This is a genomic window from Candidatus Enterococcus avicola, from assembly GCF_047470845.1.
GTDB classification, from domain to species: Bacteria; Bacillota; Bacilli; order Lactobacillales; family Enterococcaceae; genus Enterococcus_D; species Enterococcus_D casseliflavus.
The window spans coordinates 56,999-82,838 of record NZ_JBLGTY010000006.1 but is presented as its reverse complement, the minus strand read 5'-3'; the positions used below and the strand labels follow the sequence as shown (position 1 = coordinate 82,838).

Annotated in this window: 20 protein-coding genes and 1 other annotated feature; of the genes, 5 read left to right on the top strand and 15 right to left on the bottom strand. The window is 45.9% G+C overall.

The window, feature by feature from the left end; translation table 11 throughout:
- Positions 1–12: 12 nt before the first annotated feature.
- From ACI3E5_RS07560 to ACI3E5_RS07540, 5 genes are all read right to left on the bottom strand, one after another.
- A complete protein-coding gene (locus ACI3E5_RS07560; protein WP_498821257.1) occupies positions 13–2,451 on the bottom strand; it encodes an FtsK/SpoIIIE family DNA translocase in 2,439 nt (812 codons plus the stop codon).
- Positions 2,452–2,615: 164 nt separating this feature from the next.
- Positions 2,616–3,419, bottom strand: a complete 804-nt coding sequence (locus ACI3E5_RS07555) for an amino acid ABC transporter substrate-binding protein (RefSeq protein ID WP_086293899.1) — start codon at positions 3,417–3,419, stop codon at positions 2,616–2,618.
- Between the two features lie 13 nt (positions 3,420–3,432).
- Positions 3,433–4,065 (bottom strand): amino acid ABC transporter ATP-binding protein, encoded by a 633-nt coding sequence (locus tag ACI3E5_RS07550; protein WP_005227272.1) that lies wholly within the window; start codon positions 4,063–4,065, stop codon positions 3,433–3,435.
- Between the two features lie 12 nt (positions 4,066–4,077).
- Positions 4,078–4,722 (bottom strand): amino acid ABC transporter permease, encoded by a 645-nt coding sequence (locus tag ACI3E5_RS07545; RefSeq protein ID WP_010748717.1) that lies wholly within the window; start codon positions 4,720–4,722, stop codon positions 4,078–4,080.
- A 307-nt stretch (positions 4,723–5,029) separates the two neighbouring features.
- Positions 5,030–5,264: a binding site (T-box leader), on the bottom strand.
- A 126-nt stretch (positions 5,265–5,390) separates the two neighbouring features.
- On the bottom strand, positions 5,391–6,545 hold the full coding sequence (locus ACI3E5_RS07540) for a cobalamin-independent methionine synthase II family protein (RefSeq protein ID WP_195265345.1): 1,155 nt from the start codon (positions 6,543–6,545) through the stop codon (positions 5,391–5,393).
- A 126-nt stretch (positions 6,546–6,671) separates the two neighbouring features.
- Here ACI3E5_RS07540 and ACI3E5_RS07535 point away from each other — a divergent pair, with 126 nt between their 5' ends.
- A complete protein-coding gene (locus ACI3E5_RS07535; protein ID WP_498821262.1) occupies positions 6,672–7,592 on the top strand; it encodes a LysR family transcriptional regulator in 921 nt (306 codons plus the stop codon).
- Between the two features lie 128 nt (positions 7,593–7,720).
- Here ACI3E5_RS07535 and ACI3E5_RS07530 read toward each other — a convergent pair whose 3' ends face one another.
- The 5 genes from ACI3E5_RS07530 to ACI3E5_RS07510 form a co-directional block, all read right to left on the bottom strand.
- A complete protein-coding gene (locus ACI3E5_RS07530; protein ID WP_005227267.1) occupies positions 7,721–10,087 on the bottom strand; it encodes a phosphoketolase family protein in 2,367 nt (788 codons plus the stop codon).
- Positions 10,088–10,283: 196 nt separating this feature from the next.
- Complete coding sequence (gene araA, locus ACI3E5_RS07525; protein WP_142424148.1) at positions 10,284–11,708, bottom strand: L-arabinose isomerase; 1,425 nt, start codon at positions 11,706–11,708, stop codon at positions 10,284–10,286.
- A 19-nt stretch (positions 11,709–11,727) separates the two neighbouring features.
- On the bottom strand, positions 11,728–12,423 hold the full coding sequence (locus tag ACI3E5_RS07520) for an L-ribulose-5-phosphate 4-epimerase (RefSeq protein ID WP_008376133.1): 696 nt from the start codon (positions 12,421–12,423) through the stop codon (positions 11,728–11,730).
- A gap of 19 nt (positions 12,424–12,442) precedes the next feature.
- On the bottom strand, positions 12,443–14,038 hold the full coding sequence (locus ACI3E5_RS07515) for a xylulokinase (RefSeq protein ID WP_195265350.1): 1,596 nt from the start codon (positions 14,036–14,038) through the stop codon (positions 12,443–12,445).
- 4 nt (positions 14,039–14,042) lie between these two features.
- Positions 14,043–15,149 (bottom strand): GntR family transcriptional regulator, encoded by a 1,107-nt coding sequence (locus tag ACI3E5_RS07510; RefSeq protein ID WP_369907762.1) that lies wholly within the window; start codon positions 15,147–15,149, stop codon positions 14,043–14,045.
- A gap of 165 nt (positions 15,150–15,314) precedes the next feature.
- Here ACI3E5_RS07510 and ACI3E5_RS07505 point away from each other — a divergent pair, with 165 nt between their 5' ends.
- From ACI3E5_RS07505 to ACI3E5_RS07495, 3 genes are all read left to right on the top strand, one after another.
- A complete protein-coding gene (locus ACI3E5_RS07505; protein WP_195265354.1) occupies positions 15,315–16,148 on the top strand; it encodes an SHOCT domain-containing protein in 834 nt (277 codons plus the stop codon).
- Positions 16,149–16,478: 330 nt separating this feature from the next.
- Positions 16,479–17,183, top strand: coding sequence for a helix-turn-helix domain-containing protein (locus ACI3E5_RS07500; RefSeq protein ID WP_269924131.1), 705 nt, complete (start codon positions 16,479–16,481; stop codon positions 17,181–17,183).
- 107 nt (positions 17,184–17,290) lie between these two features.
- Positions 17,291–18,400: an ABC transporter ATP-binding protein gene (locus tag ACI3E5_RS07495; RefSeq protein ID WP_077453935.1), complete on the top strand. Its 1,110-nt coding sequence runs from the start codon at positions 17,291–17,293 to the stop codon at positions 18,398–18,400.
- A 132-nt stretch (positions 18,401–18,532) separates the two neighbouring features.
- On the opposite strand, the gene ACI3E5_RS07490 is transcribed toward ACI3E5_RS07495, so the two are convergent.
- The 5 genes from ACI3E5_RS07490 to chvE form a co-directional block, all read right to left on the bottom strand.
- Positions 18,533–19,990: an alpha-L-fucosidase gene (locus ACI3E5_RS07490; protein ID WP_498821268.1), complete on the bottom strand. Its 1,458-nt coding sequence runs from the start codon at positions 19,988–19,990 to the stop codon at positions 18,533–18,535.
- A 282-nt stretch (positions 19,991–20,272) separates the two neighbouring features.
- The gene (locus ACI3E5_RS07485) at positions 20,273–20,608 is read right to left on the bottom strand and encodes a PTS sugar transporter subunit IIB (RefSeq protein ID WP_008376144.1); all 336 of its coding nucleotides are present in this window, start codon (positions 20,606–20,608) and stop codon (positions 20,273–20,275) included.
- A 12-nt stretch (positions 20,609–20,620) separates the two neighbouring features.
- Positions 20,621–21,817 carry a multiple monosaccharide ABC transporter permease gene (mmsB, locus tag ACI3E5_RS07480; RefSeq protein WP_077453936.1) on the bottom strand — a complete coding sequence of 399 codons (1,197 nt, stop codon included), beginning with the start codon at positions 21,815–21,817 and terminating at the stop codon, positions 20,621–20,623.
- 1 nt (position 21,818) lies between these two features.
- Positions 21,819–23,348, bottom strand: coding sequence for a multiple monosaccharide ABC transporter ATP-binding protein (gene mmsA, locus ACI3E5_RS07475; protein WP_077453937.1), 1,530 nt, complete (start codon positions 23,346–23,348; stop codon positions 21,819–21,821).
- Between the two features lie 146 nt (positions 23,349–23,494).
- Positions 23,495–24,595, bottom strand: a complete 1,101-nt coding sequence (gene chvE, locus ACI3E5_RS07470) for a multiple monosaccharide ABC transporter substrate-binding protein (RefSeq protein WP_005231478.1) — start codon at positions 24,593–24,595, stop codon at positions 23,495–23,497.
- A gap of 231 nt (positions 24,596–24,826) precedes the next feature.
- Between chvE and ACI3E5_RS07465 the strand changes: the two genes are divergently transcribed.
- A complete protein-coding gene (locus ACI3E5_RS07465) occupies positions 24,827–25,831 on the top strand; it encodes an ABC transporter substrate-binding protein (protein ID WP_008376147.1) in 1,005 nt (334 codons plus the stop codon).
- The last annotated feature ends 9 nt before the right edge of the window (positions 25,832–25,840 follow it).

The following is a 25,840-nucleotide window of genomic DNA, read 5'->3' as shown; positions in this document are numbered from 1 at the left end:
GTCTTGTTCTCCTTATTCATCAAAGGTAGGAATGTCTTCTGGTTGCGGCTCAATCAAGACTTTCCGCGGCTTGCTGCCTTCAGAAGGTCCTACGACGCCTTGATCTTCTAATTCATCCACTAACCGAGCTGCTCGGTTATAGCCGATACGAAAACGTCGCTGCAAGAGAGAAACGCTGGCGGTCTGCATTTCCACCACAAGAGCTTTGGCATCTTCGAATAGCTCATCTTGCGGTTGTCCGCTGCTGCCAGCACTCGTTTCTTCCTCAGTGACCATCATTTTTTCTTCATAATTGGCTTCTTGCTGATCTGTCACGAATTCAACCACTCGTTCGACTTCTTGGTCGGAAATAAAGGCCCCTTGGACCCGAATCGGTTTGTTCTCACCCATCGGCAGATACAGCATGTCGCCGCGTCCCAGTAGTTTTTCGGCTCCGTTCCCATCAATGATGGTCCGCGAATCGACACCGCTGGAAACAGCAAAGGCCATCCGTGATGGAACATTGGCTTTGATGATCCCTGTAATGACATCCACACTTGGTCGTTGCGTTGCTAAGATCATATGGATACCAGCTGCCCGCGCCATTTGCGCCAAACGAATGATGGCATCTTCGACTTCGTTGCTAGCAACCATCATCAAGTCAGCTAACTCATCGACGATCACCACAATGAATGGCAAGATCGGACGATTTTCGCCATCTTCTAAATTCTTATTGATCACTAAATCGTTGTAACCAGTAATGTTTCGGACCCCAGTTGCCGCAAATTTTTCGTAGCGTTCTTCCATTTCCTTGACCACTTTTTGCAACGCTTGCGCCGCTTTGCGGGGATTGGTCACAACGGGTGTCAAGAGATGGGGAATCCCATTGTAAACATTTAATTCAACCATTTTCGGGTCGATCATCATCAATTTGACTTCATGGGGTTTTGCCCGCATCAAAATACTGGTGATGATGCCGTTGATGGCTACGGACTTCCCGCTCCCAGTCGATCCGGCAATCAAGAGATGGGGCATTTTCGTTAAGTCTGCCGTTTGGACACGACCAGAAATGTCGCGTCCTAAAGGTACTTCTAATAGTTTATCTGGATGATCTGGTTGGGCTTCGATCACTTCTCGGAATGAAACCATGCTGACTGCACTGTTTGGAACTTCGATCCCAATCAATGATTTCCCTGGGATCGGCGCTTCCATCCGCACATCTTTGGCAGCTAAGGCCAAGGCGATATCGTCGGTCAACCCGACGATTTTGCTGACTTTGACCCCTACTGCTGGTTGAACTTCGAATTTGGTTACTGCTGGTCCTAAGCTGGCTTTGACGACTTTTGCGTCAACACCGAAGCTTTGGAAGGTAGTTTCTAACACACCGATATTTTGTTCGATCTTTTTGTACTCGCTGCTTTGATCCGTTGAAGGGATCGAATCGAGTAATTGCGCTGAAGGCAATTCATAATCACGATTTTCAGCTTCTTCCGAAATCTCAAATTCCAATACTTCACCATCGTCATCGAGGATCTCCCCGTCTTCATTGACCTTTTTGCTTGGTGCCGGTTTGTTTCCTGCTGGATGTGGTGCTTGAGCGGCCTCTGGTCCCGCCGCTTGCGGCAATTCCTGGAAGTGGTCGATGGGTACAAAGCTCAGCTGCTCTGGTTCAAAATCAGCTGGGGCTTGCATCTGCTGTTCTTTTGCTGATTTTTCGTCTTCTGTCATTGGTCGGACTTGATTCTTTTCTTTGATCTCCGCCATGACTGCTGCTCGCTCGGCTTCTTTTTTGGCTTCTTTCGCCGCTTGTTTCTCTGCTGCTCGTTCCGCTTTGCGGGCTTCTCGTTCGGCTTGCTTTTCTGGAGAGCCTTCTAACAACCGCTGCAGCTTGTCACCAGCTACTTGCAGGTGCTCGACTAACTCGTGGCTGCTCATTTGGCTGAACAAGAACGCCCCGATCAGCATGAGTAAAACAGCGATGATGTAGCTGCCGATCTGGGAAACAAGAAAATAGGTCGCCCCATAAAGCATGGCGCCAATCATTCCGCCCCCGACATTTTGGGTCACTTGGCTGCGCCGAATATCGCCTAACAGCGTCATCCACGTGGTTCGGAAGATATTGGCTGGTTCTCCCACCACATTACTAAAGATTTGCGCATGGAGTATGATCAGTAAACCAAAATACACCAATACACAGCCAATCACTCGCCGAATACTCTTAAATCGAGCTTCGGTCGTTTTGATCGCTAACCAGACACCATAAGCGGCTAGGGCAACACTCAAAAATTGGTACGTGTTTCCGCCAACGATCCGAAACCCGTTGGCAATCAAGGTTCCTAAAAAACCTAAATGGAAAAAGCCAAATATCGAAAACAAGACAAAGAGCAGGCCGACGCCGACCAGCATTAATTTCTCTTGCTGTTTTTGTTGTTTTTTTGTTTTGCGTTTCTTTGCGCGTTTTTTTTGCGCCATTTCTATCCCTCTTTTCATCTTTCCCTATTATAACGAAAAAAGAAGGCGAACAAAAGTTTTCCTGTGAGAAATTTTGGTTAGGTGCTGGAATTTAAGCGAAAATTTCTTAAATGATGAAAAAAACACCAGCCGCTAAGCAGCCAGTGCCTCTTGTTGACTTGTTTTTAGTTTGGTGTGACGTCTTCGCCAAACCACTTTTCAGAGATTTCAGCAAAGGTACCATTGTCTTGCAATTCTTTCAAACCATCATTGATTTTATCTGCCATGGCTTGATCGTCTTTCCGCACACCTACAGCAAAATCTTCTGCTTCAAAGGGGCTTTCGATTTCGTTGAAGTCAGCGGTTTTGCCTGTTTGAGTCAAATAATATTCTGCGTAGACACGGTCGATCAAAAGACCGTCGATCCGACCGTTTTCTAAATCGATAAAGGCTTCATTAAAGCTGGCATACAAGGTTGCGTCATTGCCGTCTACGAGATCCTTCAAAACTTCCGGTTGGTTATTGAAGGTCTCATAACCAGAAGAACCTTCTTGGGCACCTAAGACTTTGCCCTCCATATCATCAAAGCTAGTAATGCCGCTTGATTTCGCTGTGACCAAGACTTGTTTGTTTTCCATATAAGTATCTGTAAACAATACTTTTTCTTCACGAGCTGCAGTTTTGGTATACCCGTTCCAGATCATATCGATGGTGCCATTGCTTAGTTCGGTTTCTTTCATGGACCAATCGATTGGTTGAAATTTGACTTTGGTTCCTGTTAGATCCAAAATCGCTGTGGCTAAATCCACATCAAACCCAACGATGTTGCCTTGGTCGTCTTTAAAGCCCATCGGTACAAAAGTATCGTCTAGGCCGACGATCACTTCTTCTTTGTCGGCGGCACTGGTTGTGGTGTCATTGCTGCTGCCGCACGCCCCTAATAAAAATACACTTGCTGCTGCGATTCCCGTCAATAGTAATTTTTTCATTTTGTTCTCCCCCTTATTCTCCTGCTACTTTTAATAATTGATCGCCGATATTTTCGGCAAAAACCAAATCATGGGTCACCACGATCTGGGTCACTCCTTCTTTTTTCAGATCCAAGATCAGCTGTTCGACTTGCTGTCTCAAGCCTGGATCTAAGGCGCTGGTAGGCTCGTCATAGGCCAACACTTTGGGATTCATCGCCATCGCTCGTGCGATAGCCACCCGTTGCCGCTGCCCCCCGGACAATTGGAAGGGATATTGGGCTAATAGGTCACTTAACCCTAGTTTTTCTGCCAACTGTTCGGCTTTTGCTGTATACGCGGCTTTGTCTTGTTTTAGCACCATTTTTGGTGCCAAAGTGATGTTTTCAAAAACCGACAAGTGGGGAAACAATTGGAAGTCTTGGAAGACGACACCGACGACTTGTTCTTGTTCCTTTGTGTCGGTGGGATCAAAGGCTTTGCCATCCAGTAAAAAGCTTCCAGAATCGATCGTTTCTAACCCTGCTAGTGTCCGAAGCAAGGTGGTTTTCCCGCCACCGGAAGGACCGACCACCGCTAAGATACTGCCGTCTTCGATCGTCAAGTCTAGCTGATCGATGACTTTTTTAGCGCCAAATGATTTTGATACTTGTTTTAGTTCTAACATACGTGGTTCCTCCTAACGGTAATAGTCCAGTTTGGTCTCGATTTGTTTTAACAATAACGTAAAGACGCCTGTCATCACCAAGTAGATCAAGCCGACCCCAACTAGCGGAAGCAAGGTACTGTCTCGCTCCATGGCGATTTTTCCGATTCGCATCACGTCTGACAAGCCTAAGATGTAAACGAGAGATGTGTCTTTGACAAGATTGATGACTTCATTGCCGACAGATGGCAGGGTGATCTTGACGACTTGTGGGATGATGATTTTTTGGATCGTTTGGATCGGCGACAAACGCAAGACTTTCGCGGCTTCGTACTGTCCGGCTGGAATCGATTGGATCCCCCCACGGAAAATCTCAGCAAAATAAGCAGCGTAATTGATAATAAAGGCGATCAAGGCTGCTTCAAAGCGGTCAAAGACGATCCCTAAGATCGGCAGACCGTAGAATACGAAGATCAACTGTAGCAATAAAGGCGTTCCTCGCATCAACCAAACGTAGACTTGCACGATCAATTTCAAAATACGCAGGCGACTGGCTAAAACAAAGGCCAACAAAATGCCTAAGGGAATGGACCCGATTAAGGTCAGTGCGAACAATTTAACGGTGATTCCAGTTCCTGAAATCAGTTGGGGCATAACATTGACTAAATACTCAAACATGATGACTTCCTCCTTGATAGGTTTCAATTTCGATTAGCAGCGATACAGCTTAGCGACGGCTTCTCCGACGCTTATGTGACGCTGGGCGTTGGCTGGTGAGGGGCAACTGGCAAGTTTCATTTTTCTAAAAAAGAAAAACAAAAAAAGCGCACACTGGCATTTGCCAGAGGACGCTAGATACGTGGTTCCACCTCAATTTGCCTTTCCTTCACAGGAAAAGGCCTCGTGCAGTCTTTGTGATCCTTCCACTTTCGGTTTTCGGTGAGCCGCAAAAAAAGAGAAAAAAAACGTCCCCTAGCCATTACAGCTAAAGGACGTTATCAACGCGGTTCCACCTTTGTTTATCAGTGCTTCACAGCAACTGAACTCAGAAAGTCATCAATCAATGACTGCTGCTGTAACGGGCAAACCCGGTCTCTCCTACTTTTCTTTCGGAAAAACGACTCCAAGATGTGTTTCACAACCATGCGTTATCTCTTTGCACCAACCAGAGACTCTCTTCAAACAGCAAGCCTTGCTACTCTTCTTTTCGATGTCTGTTTCATTAAGTTGTGTCTTACTTTACTCGCTCTTAAAGAAAATGTCAAACATTTTTTCTGAAATTTTCGAAACTTTGTCGCATGCACCGATTTCGAGGGGAAGATTCAGGGAAAAGAAGACGCAACTGCTTAACCGAAGTATGCTTCAGCTAAGGTTTGCCCTTGCTTGATTTTTGCCCATTGCTGCTCAGTCGAAAGCTCATTGCCGCAGTCACAAGAGGCAAAGCCACATTGATGAGAAAGATAAAGCCGCTCCTTAGGAATGATTTGACTAGCTTTGTCTAATAAAGCGATCACTCGCTCTTCATCGTCTAATGTGGCGGTTTTGCTGGATAATAAGCCTAAGACAACCTCCACTTCTGGGCGATCTTTCAGCGCTTCTAAAGCCGAGATATCACCGGCACGGTCATCATCCCACTCTAGGAAAAAGCGGTCATAATGCTGATCACGTAAGAATTTTTCGGCGATCGCTTTGTAGGTACCACTGGCTGCCGCGCGGCTTTGGTAATTGCCGCGACAATTGTGGGTCCAGACTTTTAATCCTAATTCGTGGGCGTAATCAGCGACTTCGTTGTTGATCGCCACAAATTCATCGGCTAACGCTTCTAAGCCGTCATTGCCTTGGATGAAGAAGCTCTTGTCATTGTCTTCGGCGAATAATTCCCATAAACAATCATCGAACTGAACGATCTCACCACCGGCTTCTCGGTATTCCTGCAAGAATTCCTTGTAGGCGTTAAGCAGCCCTTCCCGCAAGGCTTCTTTCGTTGGATACACCTGACCTTCACCAACGAGGTCGTTAAAGACAGTCAGCTCGGTAAAGGCGTGGGCAGCCCCCCAGACGGTGATTTTGACTGGCAGGTCGCCAGCTTGGCGTTTGGTTTCTTTAAACAACGTCAAGTAATGATGGTTTTTGCCAGATAATGGTTCTGTGATTCGGATGCCGATGTCTTTACGCGTTTCAAAATGTCCACCGTCTAAATCTTCAAAGGCATACCCATGATCGGAGATATAGCGCTCAACGCCTTTTAATCCCCAGAGAAAATCCAGATGCCACATCGAGCGGCCGTGTTCGCCATCTGTGATGACTGTGATGCCGTGTTCTTTTTGCGCTGCAATGATGTCAGCAATCGCTTTTGCTTCCGTTTCTTGGTAGCCAGGAAACGCATCATAAAACGGGTACTGGATGTCCTCCCGATGCTCAATTTGATTTTTGTAGTCCAATAAATCTTGTGGTCGTAACAATGACCCCACAAGCTGAAATTTGTCTGTTGCCATATCCATTCCTCCTATACAAAGTTTTCAAAATTGTTAGATTTATTTTAGCAAACATCTTATACTATAGATAATACTTATAAACTTATATATTCCATAGGCAATACCTATAACACGAAAAGGAGGTTGCTTCCCATGCGTATCCAGCAGCTTGAATATTTGGAAAAAATCGTAGAGACCGGCTCTTTCAATGAAGCCGCCAAACAACTTTTCATCAGTCAGCCCTCCCTCTCTCAAGCCATGAAAGAGTTGGAAAAAGAGTATGATCTGCAGCTGTTTTACCGTAGTAAATTAGGGGTGACCTTGACCGATGATGGCCGTTCCTTTCTCAACTATGCTCGAAATGTTTTAGACCAAGTCAATCTCTTGGACGAACGCTTTCGCAAAGACAGCCATCGCAAGCATGTTTTCAGTGTTTCCGCGCAGCACTATGCCTTCGTCGTCCACGCCTTCGTGGAGCTGGTTAAACAGTTAGGGGAAGATGAATTTCAATTCACCTTGCGGGAGACCCAGACACAAAATGTACTGGATGATATCCAGACGTTTAAGAGCGAATTGGGGGTCATTTATCTGAATGTTTTCAACACGACGGTCCTCACCCGTTTGATCCACGAAAAAGACCTGCAATTCATTCCTTTATTTGAAGCCAAACCCCACGTCTTCATCGGCCGAGAAAATCCACTGACTCAGAAAAAAAGCATCACATTAGCTGATTTGGAACCTTATACCTATTTGTCGTACGAACAAGGGGAAACCAATTCCTTCTATTTTTCTGAAGAGATTTTAAGCACTTTACAACGCAAAAAACACATTCGCATCAGCGATCGTGCCACGATTTTCAATTTGATGGTGGGTCTCAACGGCTATACCATCAGCTCTGGGATCATCAGCAGTGAGCTGAATGATGAAAAAATCGTTGCGATTCCTTTGGAAGTCGATGATGCGATGACACTAGGTTATCTCAAACACAAGAAAATGGAACTGAGCGAGATGGCTTTGGACTATCTCGCCTTGTTGAAACAGCATATCAAAAATTACGGTTTCGACGTCTTTTAAAAAAACGATCCGCAGACAGTCGGTCGGGCTTCCTTGGTAAGGCGTCCCGACCCTGTTGCGGATCGTTTTGTTTCTTTTGTGCTTTTTTTGTTCTTAAACTGTCTTACGTTGGTGTTGTGGAGAATAAATCAACGCAATGGTTTCCATTCCCACTCTTCGACTTCGGCGATATCATAGCCGTTTTCTCGAATAAAGTCATGGTGATACGCAACGGTGTCTGCCATTTTTTGGGCAAAGTCCGTTGCTTTTTCTCCATAGACCCATTCGGCGGCGTCTTTGGCTAAGTGGAAGCGATCCAATTCAGAAAGGATCCGCATATCAAACGGTGTCGTGATGTCGCCATTTTCTCGGTACCCGTGAATATGAAGCTGTTGGTTGCGACGGCCAAAGAAGATGTCGCGAATCAGTCCTTCATACCCGTGGAAAGCAAACACGATCGGTTTGTCTTTCGTAAAGTAGGCTTCGAATGCTTCATCGCTCAACCCACGAGGATCGACTTCTGGACGACGCAATTTCAATAGATCGACCACATTGATGAAGCGGACTTTCAACTCTGGGAAGGCTTCAATCAGCAACGAAACAGCAGCTAAAGCTTCCAAATTCGGTTCCGTCCCAGCAGCTGCGATCACAATATCGGGTTCTTGTCCTTCATCTGTCGATGCCCAGTCGATGACTTTCAAGCCATCTTTGACAAGCACTTTCGCTTCATCCGCCGAATAAAACTGCGGACGTGGGTGTTTTGAAGAGACCACTAGATTGATCTTTTCTTCAGAAGCGAGCGTTTCTGCCATGACAGCCATCAAGCTATTGGCGTCGGCTGGCAAGTAGACCCGCACAAAGTCGGCTTTTTTCTCTGCAATATGGGTCATGATCCCTGGATCTTGGTGGGTGTACCCATTATGGTCTTGTTGGAAGACCGTTGATGAAGCAATCAAATTCAATGAGGGGTACGGGTTGCGCCAGTCAAGATCATGGGCTTTTCGTAACCATTTGAAGTGCTGCGTGATCATAGAATCAACGACTCTTAGGAACGACTCGTAGCTGGCAAAGAAGCCATGACGCCCCGTCAGCACATAGCCTTCCAAGAAGCCTTCTGCTTGATGTTCTGATAATTGTGAATCAATCACACGGCCCACTGAAGACAGCCATTCATCATAATCAGGATGTTTTGGCTCCAACCATTGGCGGTCCGTGACTTCGAACACATGGTTCAACCGATTGGATTTGGCTTCATCTGGGCCAAAAATGCGGAAGTTGTCAGGATTTTCTTTGATGATGTCACGGGCAAATTTTCCGAAGACCATCATATCTTGGGCAGTCGTTTCCCCTGGTGTCTCAATCGCAATGGCATGTGCTTGCCAATCTGGCAAGCGTAGCGGTTGCGGATCGATCCCCCCATTGGTGATTGGGTTGACAGCCATCCGTTGCTCCCCTTTTGGCGCCAATTCTTGAATCTCAGCTTTGATGCGGCCGTTTTCGTCAAAAAGCTCTTCTGGACGATAAGACTGCAGCCAATCCGTCAAAGCATCCACGTGTTCCATGTGTTTCGCATTGACCGGGATCGGCACTTGGTGGGCACGGAATCCCCCTTCAATCGGCTCGCCATCCCAGACTTTCGGTCCAGTCCACCCTTTTGGTGTGCGAACGATCAAAACAGGCCAATGAGGCATAGCGGCTTCTTCCGCAGAACCTTTGCGGGCTTCTGCTTGGATCGCGTGGATCTGTTCGATGGCTTGATCCATCTTCTGTGCCAATTGCGGATGAACGGCTTCTGGATCGTCCCCTTCTACGAAATAAGGGGTCCAACCCATGCCTTCAAAATATTTCGTGAGATCTTGGTCGCTTTTACGAGCCAAAATCGTTGGGTTGGCAATTTTGGCGCCATTCAAATGCAAGATAGGCAAAATTGCGCCATCATTGACTGGATTGATAAAGGTGTTTGAAAACCAGCTGCCCGCTAATGGTCCGGTTTCGGCTTCGCCATCACCGACCACTACTGCTGCAATGACATCGGGATTGTCTAAAATAGCTCCGGTAGCGTGGGCGATGGAATAGCCTAACTCGCCGCCTTCATGGATCGAACCTGGCGTTTCAGGTGCCGCATGAGAAGCGATCCCACCTGGGAAAGAGAAGGTTTTGAATAGATGTTTCATCCCTGCTTCGTCTTGGGTGGCTTTTGGATAGATCTCGCTGTAGCTGCCGTCTAAATAAGCATTCGCAACCATGACTTGTCCGCCATGGCCCGGTCCTTCGATATAAAACATGTTTAAGTCGTACTTATTGATGACGCGATTGAGATGGGTGTAAATAAAATTTTGTCCGGCGATCGTTCCCCAGTGACCAATTGGATTCACTTTCAAATCTTTTTCTTCGATGGGGCGGCGCAATAAGGGATTGTCTTTCAAATAGATCTGACCAACGGAAAGGTAGTTGGCTGCTCGCCACCAAGCGTTCATTTTCTGATAATACTCTGGTGTATCGTAGGTTGTCTTCATTGTGCTCCTCCTTTTAGTCCATTGTTCCACTCTTACATAAAAGTCTATGCCCCCTATATTTAAAAGTCAATTTTGCTGATTGCTGGTGCTTTCAGGGGTCTGCTTATCTGCACTTTGCAGCTAGAAGGCAAGAAAGCTTAAGAAAAACGCAAAGAAACCGCCGGCATCGCCAACGATTTCTTTTGTGATTGGGTACTTATTTGATCGTTACGTATTCTAATCCTACAAGCTTCGCCCATGTTTCGATCTGGTCAGAATTTAAGACAAGTGAGACAACGGTGTGATGGCCACCGCCTGTTTCGATCCATTGTTTGACGCCATCGTGGAAGTTTGGTTTTGGCGTCCACATTACTCGTGCAACCGGTAGTTTTGGTGCTTCTTCAGTTGGCTCAAAGGCATCGACTTCATTGATCAATAATTTGTAGTGGGTGCCAAAGTCGGCCATCGAAACCACGACACCTTCGCCGCCTTGGCCGTCAAAGACGAGGCGAGCTGGGTCTTCACGATCCCCCATTGACAGTGGTGAAACCACGATTTTTGGTTTATTGGCTGCTAATACTGGATCGACTTCCATCATGTGGGATTGCAAGATGGCTTCTTTTCCTGGTGTCAGCTCATAGGTGTAGTCTTCCATAAAGCCAGTCGCTTTATTGTGAGCCATGATTTTCATCAAGCGGTCAATAGCGGCTGTTTTCCAGTCCCCTTCACCGGCAAACCCATAGCCTTCTGCCATCAAGCGTTGTACAGCTAAACCAGGCAACTGCTGCATACCATACAGGTCTTCAAAGTTCGTGGTAAATGCCGTATAGCCGCCTGCTTCAAGGAAGCGGCGCAGACCGATTTCTTGTTTGGCTTGGGCTTTGACATGACGTGCCCACTCTTCTTTGTCGTAATCGCCATAATCGAAATCATACAGCTGGCTGTATTCTTCAAAGAGTGCATCGATTTCTTCGTCAGTCACCGCATCGACAACTTGTACCAAATCGCCGATCCCAAAATAATCAACGGTCCAACCAAATTGGATCTGTGCTTCGACTTTGTCGCCTTCCGTCACCCCAACGTTACGCATGTTGTCGCCAAAACGAGCGACTTTGATTTGGAAGCTTTCATTGTAACCGACTGCCACGTCCATCCAAGCAGCGATTTCTTTTTGGATGGCTTCATTTTTCCAATAGCCGACAACGATTTTGTTTTGCTTTTTCAAACGGGCATTGATAAATCCATATTCTCGGTCACCATGAGCCGCTTGGTTCAAGTTCATGAAGTCCATATCGATGGTTTCCCATGGAATTTGTTCATTGTATTGAGTGGCAAGGTGCAGCAATGGTTTTTGTAATAATTTCGTGCCGCGAATCCACATTTTTGCTGGTGAGAAGGTATGCATCCAGGTGATCACCCCAGCGACTTCATCCCGATAGTTGACTTCTTTCATGATTTTCGTAATCGTATCGGCAGTAACAGCGAGTTCTTGTAAAACGACTGGATAAGGCAGCTTTGAGCTGTCATTTAAGCTTTTGACCATTTCTTCTGCATGGTCCCGTACTTCTTGTAATGCTTCTTCTCCGTATAAGTGCTGTGATCCTACGACGAACCAAAATTCTTTTTTCCCGATTTCTAACATTCTACTTGCTCCTTTTTCGTTATTTTTGCCCGTAATAGGCATTTTCTCCATGTTTGCGTAAATAATGTTTGTCTAAGACCCGCTGCGGCAATTCGGGTGCGTAACTGTTCAGCTGACGCGTGATAAAATTCATCTTAGCAACTTCTTCTAAGACCACTGCGTTCATCACCGCCGCATCCGCCGTTTTGCCCCAGGTAAACGGTCCATGACCGTGAAGCAAGACACCAGGAATTTCTTCTGGCGTGATGCCGCGTTCCTTAAAGGTTTCGACGATCACCTGTCCTGTTTGTGCTTCATAACCTTCATCGATCTCGGCTTGGGTCAAAAAGCGGGCACAGGGGACTGCTCCATAAAACGTATCGGCATGAGTTGTGCCCATCGCTGGCAGATCGAGTCCTGCCTGAGCCCAGCTCGTCGCCCAAGTAGAATGGGTATGGACGATCCCACCAATTTCTGGAAATGCTTTGTATAAAACGGCATGCGTTGGCGTATCGGAGGAAGGATTTTTCGCTCCTTCCACTACGTTGCCCTCAAAATCACAAACCACCATATCACTGGCTTGCATGGTTTCATAGTCAACACCGCTAGGTTTGATGACAAACAATTGCTGTTGGCGATCCACTGCTGACACATTGCCCCAGGTGTATTTGATCAATCCTTGCTTCGGCAATGCCAAATTGGCCTGAAAGACTTCTTCTTTTAATCCTTCTAACACAAAATTCCCTTCTTTCTTTTTAAATCAACGCATCGATTGCCGCTTGCTCGATCGGCAACCCTGCTTGGTAACGTTGGGTAAAGACGGTGAACCCCTGAATGTCGGCTTCTGTCGGGGCTAACGTCACGCCGTGGTCATTTTTAAACACTTGATCTGCTAAGAATGCTGCCAAGGATTGTTCTGGCGTGTAACGGCGAAGGTATGCTGCTAAAAGGGCGATCCCCCAGGCGCCGCCTTCACCAGCCGTTTCCATGACCGTGACTGGGGCTTCCATGACAGCTGCCAAGACACGTTGGGCAACTTCTGGCGTCTTGAAGATCCCACCGTGACCAACGATTCGATCAATGGCGACGTCTTCGGCTTCCAGAATCTTCATCCCGATCTTCATCGCACCAAAGGCACTAAACAGATGTAAGCGCATGAAATTTGCTAAAGTAAAAGAACTCTCTGGCGATCGGACGAAAAGCGGCCGTCCTTCAGGGATCTTGGTGATATTTTCACCAGAATAATAGCCATAAGAAAGCATCCCACCACAGTCTGAATCCCCTTTCAATGCTTCGTTGAACAAGGTCGCAAACAATTCTTCCGTGGAAAGTTTTATTCCAGCTGCGTCGGCAAATTCGCGGAAAAGTTTGACCCAGGCATTGATCTCCGAGGTACAGTTATTCGTATGGACCATCCCCACCAAATCACCAGAAGGCGTCGTGACCAAATCGATCTCTGGATACACTTTAGTTAAGGGTTCTTCTAAGACGATCATGGCAAAAGCCGACGTCCCAGCTGAAACATTCCCGCTTCGCTGTGCCACACTATTCGTGGCAACCATGCCAGTGCCCGCATCGCCTTCTGGCGGACATAACGGGATGCCAGCTTGCAAAGTACCAGTTGGGTCGAGTTTTTTTGCCCCTTCTGCCGTCAATGTGCCGGCTGGTTCGCCTGCTGTCAACACTTGTGGCAAAAGGTCTTTGATCTGCCAAGGATACCCCTGACTGCTGATTTGTGCATCAAATTGCTGCAGCATATTCGCATCATAGTTTTTTGTCGTACTGTCGATTGGGAACATCCCAGATGCATCGCCGATTCCAATAACTTTTTCCCCTGTCAGCTGCCAATGGACATAGCCGGCTAAGGTAGTGAAAAAAGCGACCTCTGGGACGTGGGCTTCTTGATTCAAAATCGCTTGATACAAGTGCGCGATACTCCACCGCTGCGGGATGTTGTATTGGAACAATGCCGTCAAGGCTTCTTCTGCTTCTTCCGTGATCGCATTGCGCCACGTCCGAAAAGGGACCAACAGCGTGCCTTGCTGATCAAAAGCCATATAGCCGTGCATCATTGCAGAAAAACCGATACTGCCGATCGTCGTCAAAGGTACCTCGAATTGCTGTTGGATGTTGTGCGCCAACTCTTGGTAGCTGGCTTGCAGTCCTTGCCAAATCGCCTCTAGTGAGTAGGTCCAAATCCCTTGCTCCAATTGATTTTCCCATTCAAAGCTACCTGAAGCGATCGTCTGAAACTGCTCATCGATCAAGACAGCTTTGATCCGTGTCGAGCCTAGCTCGATCCCAAGAGACGTGCGCCCGTCAATAATTGCTTGCCTTACTTGTTGCGTCATCTTCTTATTCTCCTTTTTGGTTATTGACTGAACCGCGAACGATCAGCTCCGGTTCAAAATAAAAGCGTTGTGCTTCTGTTGCCTTACCTGTAGTGATCCATTGTGCCGCCAATTCCCCCATCGCTTCTTTCGGGTGAGTCAGTGTGGTGATCGTCGGTGTCGACAAGGTGCTAAGGGGCGAGTCATCGTTACCCACGATCGAAAAATCAGTAGGAACGTTCTTCCCAGCAGCCGTCAATGCTTGAATCAAGCGATGCGCGATCTCATCGTTGTAACAAACGATGCCTGTGACTTGATTATCGGCAGCCGTCAAGCGCTGGATCGCTTGTTCAATAACGGCTTCTTTCGTCTCCGTCGTATACGTCAAGACGTCTTCTGCTGCAAACGTCCGCTTGGCTTGGGTCAACGCTTTGACAAACCCTTTCATCCGATATTTCCCTTGTAAGTCATCGATTTTCGTGATCATCATCAACTGCTGATGCTGTTGCTCTAATAAATAATTGGTTGCTAAAAACCCAGAACGTGTATCGTTGACACAAATATGCGGCAACTCTAGTTCTTCGTAATAGGCATTGATCATGACGAGAGGAATCCCGGCTTCTTGGAGGGCGACATAATAAGCAAGATTCGGGTTGTACTGGCTGCTCTTCGTTGGCTCAACGATCAACCCGTCTACCCCTTGATCCATCATTTGCTGCAAGCACGCTCTTTCTTGCTCATGATCGTTGTTGGTTGAGCCTAAAAGCAGTGAATAGCCTTGCTCCCGCAATGTCTGTTCCACGCCGCGCATGATCGAAGGGAAAATATAATCAGACAAATAGGTCATGATGATCCCAATCGTTTTGCGGTTTTTATGATTGACAGTCTCAGGTTTTGAAACGTAGGTGCCTGAGCCCCGTTCTTTTCTTAAATAGCCTTCATTGACCAAAACAGCGATCGCTTGGCGCACCGTGTGGCGGCTATAATGAAATTCTTCCTGTAAGGTTGCTTCTGAAGGGATCGCATCGCCTTCTTGATAGGTGCCTAAGCGGATCTTTTCTCTTAAGATATCCGCAAGTTGTTCGTACTTATTCGCCATTTTAATCCCATCTTTCAAAAGTTGTCCGTACATCTAAGATACCAAGAAACCGCTTCCGTGTCAATTGTTGCTATACTAATTTTTCTGAAAAAGTAATAGAGAAAAAATTCCAAATGATCATTCACCTCGATTTTACTCATAATAAAAATAAATAAGATTAAATTTGTTGTATAATTGAATAAATAGTTAGTTATTTCTATGAGGGAGGCAAACACTTTGACGAGAAATATGAATGAAAATCGTGAGGCGCCAATCATTCTTTATTCAAAAAAATATCGAGAGAATCGCAAACACGAGGCTAGTTGTCGCTGGTTTATTACCAGTAAAGGTGTTTTGATAAACCATACCCATCCAAAAATCCCAGATGAAAAGATTCCCATGGCAAAAATTGCCGATGTGGAATTACATATAGGCAAAGGTCTCTTAGTGGACTACCTCCGACTGTGGGTACCTGGTGATCCTCATCTGCTTTATTTCACCAATCGAATCGATGCCCAAAAAGCCTATGATTTTTTAACCACTCGCCTTGCAGTACTTGGCGGGCAATCAGCGAAAAGTTACGTGGATGAAGAGGCTGGAAAAATCAAATTACTTTCCTATCATTATCGTGATGCTTGGATCATTGCAGAAGATACCCTCACGATCCTCGACTACAAAAAGAAAGAAAAGCAGGTTTTGCAGATTCCCCAGATCACCAGTGTCAATCTGAAAGAAGTTGCCGAATCTGGTCTTTGGAAAGGCAATGGCTTTTTAGAATTGTATATTGGAGGCGGGGCGATCAGAGAAACCCATTCTCGCAGAAGGACGGAACCAAACCACTCCCTTTGCTTTGCCGAAAAAGACCTGGTGATTGCTCGGATCATACAGCGCTACCTCACCAACTTCCCTCGGGAGCGGTCGGTCCCGTTAACGAACCCATCGCCGACGGAAGCGCTCATTGCTGAACTACGTGAACTAAAAGTATTGGTTGACGAAGGAATTCTGACTGAAGAAGAATTTGCCTTCAAGAAAAAACAACTGTTAAGATTATAGAAGCAATCGCTTCGGGAAAAAAGCCGCCCTCCTGCCATGCGAAGGCAGAGATTTCGGTGAAGGGCTGTGCTTTTTTCCTGGGAAAATTTTGAACGTTTTTTTTAGAACATGCTATACTAAATGAAGAATACGTAGAGTATCTCAAAGGAGGTCTTTCTCATTTTTTCTTTTGATGACATCAAAGCGCGTTTCCCCCAGGCAACGCTGCATGACAAAGTATCCACAACGAAGGACATCGAATCCATCGCTTTCGGCAAAAAATATATTTGGCTGCCAACTGACCAATTAAGTGACAGTGAAAAACTGCTGATCCAACTGGGAAACGGCTCTTTGCAACCAGAAATCGATAACCGAAACCATCCATGGTATCCGATTTTATTTGAACATCAGCCCGTTCAAGAGCCAGAGTGGATTCGCCTGCTGCAAGTTCATTTCACCCGAACCATCGACTCCTTACAATCCGAATGGCTCGCAGAGATCCAGCAAATGCTCCCTAGCGTAGTGGATCTTTTTTTCCTCACCGAAAACCATGCGGTGATCGTAGAAAAACAAGATGGTGCCAATTTGCCCATCGAAGATCTTGACGGCTTATTCGTGGCTTTGGATATGGATTTCGACTGCTATTCTCAGCTATTCGTCGGTCCCTTCCATCACCCTCGCCACGACTTCACTACCTTATGGACGAGTGAATCTACCCTGTTCAAAAATGAGTTAAAAACGAAAACTACCAGTAAAAGTATGGATCTGCCCAAAGTGGTCTTCTCTCTTTTTCGCAATGGCTTTTCCGAGTATATTTCCTTGTTCCGTACCTTGTATCTAGATTGGTTTGAAGAAGAGACCGAAACGATCATTCAATCCCTGTGGCGCAATCAAGGCAATGCGAGTTCTACTGCCAAAGAACTGTTTATGCATCGGAATTCTCTCCTATATAAGATCGATAAGTTTCAAACACTGACGCGCTTGAATTTAAAAAATATGGATGATCTTTTGCTTTGCTATTTACTGATCGACCAATTCACCCATCAGAGCAATTAAACAACCTGCACAAGAAAACGTTTTTTTCTTGTGCAGGTTTCCGTTGCGCATTCGAAGCGTTTTCATTTATGCTATTCATGTAAACTAAATGGAAAGAGGTAATCCCAATGGTAGAAATGGCCTTAAAAAATATCCACAAAAAATATGACAATAATGATGCATATTCGGTAACTGATTTTAATTTAGATATCGCTGATCGCGAATTCATCGTTTTCGTCGGACCTTCTGGTTGCGGAAAATCCACAACCCTTCGAATGATCGCTGGTTTAGAAGATATTTCTGAAGGCGAATTGAGCATCGGTGGAAAAGTAATGAACGATGTGGCACCAAAAGACCGCGACATCGCGATGGTTTTCCAGAACTACGCATTGTATCCCCATATGACTGTTTTCAACAACATGGCATTTGGTTTGAAATTGCGTAAATACGACAAAGAAGAAATCAAAAAACGGGTAGAAAATGCCGCTGAGATCTTAGGATTGACAGAATACTTAGATCGTAAACCAGCTGCCCTTTCAGGTGGTCAGCGTCAACGGGTTGCCCTAGGCCGTGCCATCGTTCGTGATGCCAAAGTCTTCTTGATGGATGAGCCGTTGTCAAACTTAGATGCGAAATTGCGGGTTGCCATGCGAGCGGAAATCGCAAAATTACACCAACGTTTAGAAACAACGACGATCTATGTAACCCATGACCAAACAGAAGCGATGACCATGGCTGACCGGATCGTTATCATGAAAGATGGCTTCATTCAACAAATCGGTTCACCCAAAGAAGTCTACAATACGCCGAAAAATATTTTCGTTGCCGGCTTTATCGGTTCACCAGCAATGAACTTCTTCAATGTTACGTTGAAAAACGGCATGATCTCTGATGGACAAAGCTTGAACTTACGTATTCCTGAAGGCAAGAACAAGGTTCTTGTGGAAAAAGGTTACGAAGGCAAACAATTAGTCTTTGGTATTCGTCCAGAAGATATCCACAGTGAACAAATCGCATTGGAAGCTTCTCCTGAAGCAACTGTACGTGCCGAAGTAGTCGTATCTGAATTATTAGGTGCAGAAACGATGCTTTATACACGTGTAGGTGCGACTGAATTTATCTCGAAAGTTGATGCCCGCGACTTCCACCGTCCAGGTGAAACAGTTGATTTAGCTTTCAACATCAACAAAGCACACTTCTTCGATAAAGATTCAGAAAATGTCATCACACTTCCTTAATTTGTAGTTACCATGCACTGTTCTCGGATTTGCCCCCTAGGCAGTCGCATTTAACTAATATCCACTTTTATTCCTTATTTGTATCCCCCAAAAACAGACAGTCAGCCGACTGTCTGTTTTTGGGTTGCTTTTTTATTCTTCGTGAGGCACATAGCGAGCGGCCATGGTTTGAATGATCGGTGTTTGCCGAACTTGAGTAAAAACGATTTTGACAGCAGACACGCCGACCGCTTCAAAGCTGATGATTTTTTGATAGCCGATCGTCACTATTTCGGTCAGCAACTGTGGTCCTGCTACAGTTTGCAGAAAAATTTTTGCTTTTTCTACCCGTTGCCCATATTGAATCGCTTCTTTCAGTACAAGTGTATTGATGACGACCGGTTCTGAAAAATGTAGGGTCAGCCATGGCCGTTTGTCTTCCAAGTCCGGTTTCCAATACTGGCCAAACGCTTGAGATAGTTGGAGCTTATCCATTCTGCTGGACACACTGGTTGAAGAGCTCGCAAACGTGCCGCTCCTTTCAGTCGTCACCTCTTTCAATTGTTTAATCGAGTGACCTAATTGCTGCAATGCCTTTTGATCCATTGGATGGATCATACCATCCGGCATCGGCGGCACATTAAGTAGAAAAGAACTATTGCCCCCAACGCTCTGCTTGTAAAAGGACCAGAGCTCAGCGCCGCTTTTTACTTGTTGGTCTTCTGATGGATGATAAAACCAGCCGGGGCGAATTGATAAGTTGACCTCAGCAGGGTACCAAGCCAATTCAGCAGCTTCTTTAATGCCGTACTTTTTCAGCGCTTGTCGGCTTCCTAAATCCATTTCCATACTGGAGATTGATTGCCGAAACACTGCGCTATCGGCTTTTTGCGAATGACTCGCTGTTTTTTCAGCATCCTTTAATGCTGCTGGCACCACACTCCATTCTTGAAGCCTGGTTTGCCCCGCTTCGTTTCCTACCCAACGGACATCCGGTCCGCAAATCGCGATCACCGCATTGGGTTGCAGCTCTCGAATCACTTGATAATACCGTTCCCAATCATAGTTTTGGCGTTTTCCATTGGGCCCTTCACCATTGGCGCCATCTAACCATATTTCGAATATATCACCATAATTGGTTAAAAGTTCTGTCAACTGCGCTGTATAAAAATCATCATAGGCTTGCCCCATTCCATAACAAGCTTCATGCTGATCCCAAGGCGATAAATAAATGCCGAATTTCAGGTCTGCTTGACGGCAAGCATCAGAAAGTTCTTTCACTAAATCACCTTGACCATTGCGCCAGGGCGTTGAAGCGACTGTGAAAGCAGTGTGCTGGCTTGGCCATAAGCAAAAGCCGTCATGGTGTTTGCAGGTCAAAATGATTCCCTGCATACCGCTTTGCTTCATTGTGGAAACCCATTGATGACAGTCTAGCTTTTGCGGGTCAAATACCGTTGGCGACTCATTGCCGAGTCCCCATTCACGATTGGTCATCGTATTGAGACCAAAGTGGATAAAGCCATAAAATTCCAACTGCTGCCACTGTAGTTGTCGTTTACTGGGGCGAATCTGGGTAAGGTCTGCTGGTTCGATAATCTGTTCCTCCATTCTATGAGTTGTTTGCTGCTTTAAGGAAACAGATACAAGATCGATTCTTGACTATTTCCTTATTGGAAAAGATCCGCCGCCTTTACTGTACTTTTGCCACCTGTCCACTCACTGGCAAACGAAGTACAAGAACTGACCGAAGCAGCATTCAATCGACGGTTCTTCCCTATCAGGTGATCAAACTACTTTACGATAAAAAGAGTAGTGCTTGCTTGGGGGATTCGCAAGGCACTACTCTAAACAACATATTCAAACGCTGAAACACATAGCTCTTTTTTGAGCCTAGCGATCGTTTTGTAAGAGGGTCAGGCTGTCTGTAAGGACAGCTTCGCCATCTAACAGCTCGTAATCTGTTTCTTTGATTAATTTATATGGCACCGCTTTGACCATGAGAAAGTCTTTTAATCGATTGACTTCGTACTTCGACTGCGGACCGATCAACAAAGCATCGACTGTTTGTTGCTGCAGGATCTGTTCAGCAATGATGGCTGGTGCCGAATAGATATGCACAGCTAGCCCTTTTTCATCTGCGGCCCGCTGCATGTTTTTTACTAAGAGTCCCGTAGTGATGCCGGCGGTACAAATCAATAAAATCGTCTTTTGTGCTTGGTCCTCCATAAACAGGCCCTCCTACGAAATTTTCTTTTTCTTATTGTAGATATCCAACACGACGGCCAGCAGCAAAATCAACCCTTTGATGGCTTGCTGCCAATCGACACCGACTCCTAAGATCGACATCCCATTGTTTAAGACACCCATCACGAGACCACCGACGATCGCCCCCATCACGGTACCAATACCGCCTGAGGTGGAAGCACCGCCGAAATACACTGCGGCCATCGCATCTAATTCCATTGACGTTCCCGCTTGCGGTGTGGCTGCATTCAACCGAGCGGCTAAAACCAAGCCCGCCAAAGCTGCCATCATCCCCATGTTCACGAAGACCCAGAAGGTGATTTTCTTCGTCTTGATCCCAGAAAGTTCGGCTGCTTTTTTGTTGCCGCCGGTTGCATAGATTTGACGACCAGCGACGGTTTTGTTAGTCAAAAAGCCATAGGCAGCCACGATCACTCCTAAGACGATCAAAATGATCGGATACCCTTGATAAGAGGCAAAGATATAGGTAGCACCGAGAAATACGACCGCAGTAAAGACGGCTTTAAAGGCAAAGGCTGCCATTGATTCCACTTCAAAAAGATTTTTTTTGCGACGCTCACGGGTCCGCCATTGGCCTAAAATCAGGACGCCCGTGATCACTACACCTAAAATCATGGAAAGTAAATGGATCTGACCGCCTGCAATATCTGGCAAATACCCAGTAGAAATTTGTTGGAATGCCTTGGGAAACGGTGCCAATGATTGACCGCCTAAGACGACTTGGGTCAGTCCTCGAAACATCAGTAAACCAGACAAGGTCACAATAAATGCTGGGATACCGACATACGCGACCCAGAAGCCTTGCCAGGCACCGATCACTGCCCCCATCAGTAAGCAAAGAGGCACTGCCAGCCAAGGACTGATGCCGTTATTGACCATTAAGACGCCTGCAATCGCACCGACAAACGCCATCACGGACCCTACGGATAGATCGACGTGTCCTAACAAGACGACCAAAAGCATACCAGCTGCCAAAACGAGAATATGACTGTTTTGCAACACGAGGTTGGTGATATTCAGCGGCCGCCAGAAAATCCCATCGGTCATGAGCTGAAAGGCCACCAATAATACTGCTAAGATAATGATCATACTGTATTTACTAAAGATTTCCAGTGCCTTTTCTTTCAGCGAATGGCTGCGTTCTTTTTTTAATTTATTGGTTGTTTCCATCTCAAACCCCACTCTCTTCTAATGTCATTAGATTCATCAATCGTTCTTGATCCGCCTCTTCCCGTAACACTTCGCCCGTGAAGCGGCCTTCGTTCATCGTGTAGATCCGGTCGCACATGCCTAATAGTTCTGGCAACTCCGAGGAAATGATACAGATGGCTTTGCCAGCTGCTGCCATCTCTTCGATGATCGTATAGATTTCGTATTTCGCCCCGACATCGATCCCACGGGTCGGTTCATCTAAAAATAAGATGTCTGGTGTGGTCATCAGCCATTTTGCCAAAACGACTTTTTGCTGATTCCCGCCGCTCAAGCTGCCGACGTTTTGATAGATTGAATTGGTTTTGGTCCGCATTTTTTTGCGGAATTCTTCTGCCATCGTGACTTCTTTTTCTTTATCGATGACCCCTTGGCGGCTGATTTTGGCAAGACTAGCAATGGTGGTATTCTCGCGAATATCCATCAGCAGATTCAAGCCCAGCGCTTTTCTGTCTTCCGACACATAGGCTAGCCCATTTTTGATGGCGGTTGGCACGTCTTTGACAGAAATCGGTTGGCCGTCTTTATAGACTTCCCCCGAAATCGAACTGCCGTAGGAATGACCGAAGACGCTCATGGCAAACTCAGTCCGTCCCGCACCCATCAAACCGGCGATACCGATGATCTCTCCTTTGCGGATCATCAAGTTCAAATTTTCATTCACCACACGGGTATGGTCGATTGGATGATGGACCGTCCAATTTTTGACTTCAAAAAACGGTTCACCAATAGTGGGGTTCCGCTCTGGGTAGCGATTGGTCAAGTCTCGCCCAACCATGCCGCGAATGATGCGCTCTTCAGAGATTTCGGTGCCGCTAAGCGTCTCGATCGTTTGCCCGTCTCGTAAAATCGTGATACGATCCGCCACATTGACGATTTCATTCAGCTTGTGGGAGATAATGATCGAGGTGATTCCTTGGTTGCGAAACTCTTTGATCAGCTCTAACAGATTGGCACTTTCTTCTTCATTCAACGCCGCGGTTGGTTCATCTAAAATCAACAATCGGACGGATTTTGAAAATGCTTTGGCAATTTCCACTAGCTGTTGATGCCCGACACCGATTTGTGAAACCAGCGTATTCGGGTCTAATTTCAAGCCGACGATCTTTAAGAGGTTGTCTGTTTTCTTTTCGGTTAGATCCCAATCAATGATGCCGTGTTTGGCTTGTTCATTTCCTAGAAAGATATTTTCTTTGATCGAGAGGTAAGGACTTAAGGCTAACTCTTGATGAATAATAACGATTCCTTTGTCCTCACTGTCCCGCAAATCTTTGAACTTGCATAACTCCCCTTCATAATAGATCTCTCCGTCATAGCTGCCGTAAGGATAGAGTCCGCTTAAGACATTCATCAGCGTGGACTTGCCGGCGCCATTTTCTCCACACAGTGCGTGGATCTCTCCTCGCTCGATCGAGAGGTTGACGTTATCAAGGGCGCGAACCCCTGAAAACTCTTTGACGATGCCTTTCATCATCAAAATATTATCTGCCATGTTCTTTCACCCTTTTCCTTTTTATGTAAAAGTGAACCGATCCGTTTGTAAGAAAAGCGGAAAGAACGAATACTGGGGATGATTCGTTCTTCCCTACTGCTTTCGGGGAAACTAGCATCTTTTCTCGCTGGATCTGTACTTCTTGCTTAAATGCCTAGCTCTTCTTCTGTATAGTAATCGGTATCGATTAGTTCTTCTTTGTAGTTGTCGCTATCCACAGAAACGGGATTTGACAAATAGGTTGGTACGACTTTGACGCCATTGTCATAGGTTTCCGTATCGTTGACCGGGACTTCCTCGCCATTGGTGATGGCTTCGATCATTTCGATCGTGTTTTTCGCTAACACCCGTGTATCTTTGAAAATCGTTTGGGTCTGTTCGCCCGCGATGATCGATTTCACCCCTGCCACCGTCGCATCTTGACCGGTAATCACAGGTAGTGGTTTATCGGAAGAACCATAGCCAACGCCTTTAAGCGATGAAATGATTCCTAGGCTGATTGGATCATAAGGTGAAAGAACGGCATCCAATGTTTGATCCGTATAGTTGGCACTCAACAAGTTGTCCATCCGAGCTTGCGCAGTTGAACCATCCCAACGCAAAGTAGCGATTTGGTTGAAGTTGGTTTGACCAGAAGGAACGACTAGCTGTCCGCTGTCAAAGTATTGTTGGAAGACCGAAAGGACCCCATTATAATTGATCAGTGCATTGTTATCATCTGGAGAGCCGCCGAATAATTCAATGTTAAATGGTCCTTCACCGTCTTTGAGACCCAATTTGTCTTCAATATAAGACGCTTGCAGCACGCCGACTCCAAAATTATCAAAGGTGGCATAATAATCGACGTATTCCGAGTTCATCAGTAAACGGTCATAGGCGATGACTGTGATATCTTCGTTATGGGCTTTTTCCAACACGTCTGTCAGTGCCGAACCATCGATCGAGGCGATCACTAAAGTATCAACGCCTTTGGTGATCATATTCTCAATTTGTGCCACTTGGTTTTCTACTTTGTCTTCTCCATATTGCAGGTCAGTTTTATAGCCGAGCTTCTCTAATTCTTCTACCATGTTGTCGCCATCTGCGATCCACCGTTCTGCCGATTTGGTCGGCATCGCGATCCCAACAAATCCTTTGTCTCCGTCACCGTTTGCCCCGCTGTCTGATCCATTCCCACAAGCTGCTAACAATCCGCCAACCAATAAGGTGGATGCTAGGACGACCAATTTACCAAAAGTACCTTTCATTGTGATCCCTCCATGTCTTTTTCTTACATTCTCAGTATAGCCAGTTAAGGAATCGCTTACATTTAGATTTTTTCGAGGTTTCTTGGATTTCTTGAGAAAAACGACTCAGTTGCCCCCATTTCTTTTCGTAATCTTGGATTTTTTAAGATTCCCTTGGTTTTTATTTGATTTGATATTTTGTGTAAAGCGCTTCCGTATTTTTTAGTAGAATAGACCATAGAGGTGAAAAAAATGAGGAATATAAAAATTGGGTTACTCCTTTGGTTGTGTTTGTCTTTCTTGGCTGGTTGCCAAGCAGTCAAAGAAACGACCGCTGAAACATCGGAAGAAAGTATCGTGATCGGTTTTTCTCAATCGGGAACAGAAAGCAGCTGGCGCAAGCGCCACACCGAATCGATTCGCACTGAATTAGAGAAGGAAGGCTATGAAGTGCTCTATCGTAACGGCTATATGAATCAAGAACGTCAGATTCAAGATATCCGCAGTTTTATCGTGTATCAAGTCGATGCCATCGTCTTTACCCCGATTCAGGAAAACAATTGGGAACCGATTTTGGAAGAAGCGGCGCAAGCGGGGATTCCCGTTTTCGTGGTGGACCGTCATGTCAACGTCAGCGATCCCTCCTTGTTTCTGACTCATATCGGGCCAAGCTTCAAAGCCGAGGGCAATCGTGCAGGTCTCTACGTCAGCAATTATTATAAAGAACATCAAAATGAAACGATCAATGTTTTAGAATTGACGGGACTGGATGCTACTTCTCCGACGTATTTGCGCTCAGAAGGGTTCCGAGAAACCATCAAGCGTGATTATGCCCACAACAATGTAACGATCCAAGTCAAAGATGAGCTAAATGGTGACTTCATTCGCCGCAAAGGCAAAGAAGTCATTGAACAATACATCGCAGAAGGCAAAATGGAGCAGATCGATGTCTTGTTCAGTCACAATGACGAGATGACTCTTGGCGCTCTTGAAGCCCTCGAAAAAACCGATATTGAGCCAGGAAAAGATTTGGTGATCGTATCGATCGATGCCCAAAAAGAAATGATCGACAAATTGAAGCAAGGGATCGTCAATTGTGTCGTTGAATGCAACCCAGATGCTGGTGTGTTCGTCAAAAATGCCATCTCGCGCTACTTGGCTCGCGGCGCCGATGCCATTCCTCGTGAAATCTATGTCCATGAAACGGTTTTTTCCAGTGACATGGATTTTGATCAGATTCCGCCGAGAAATTATTGAGGGGATGAA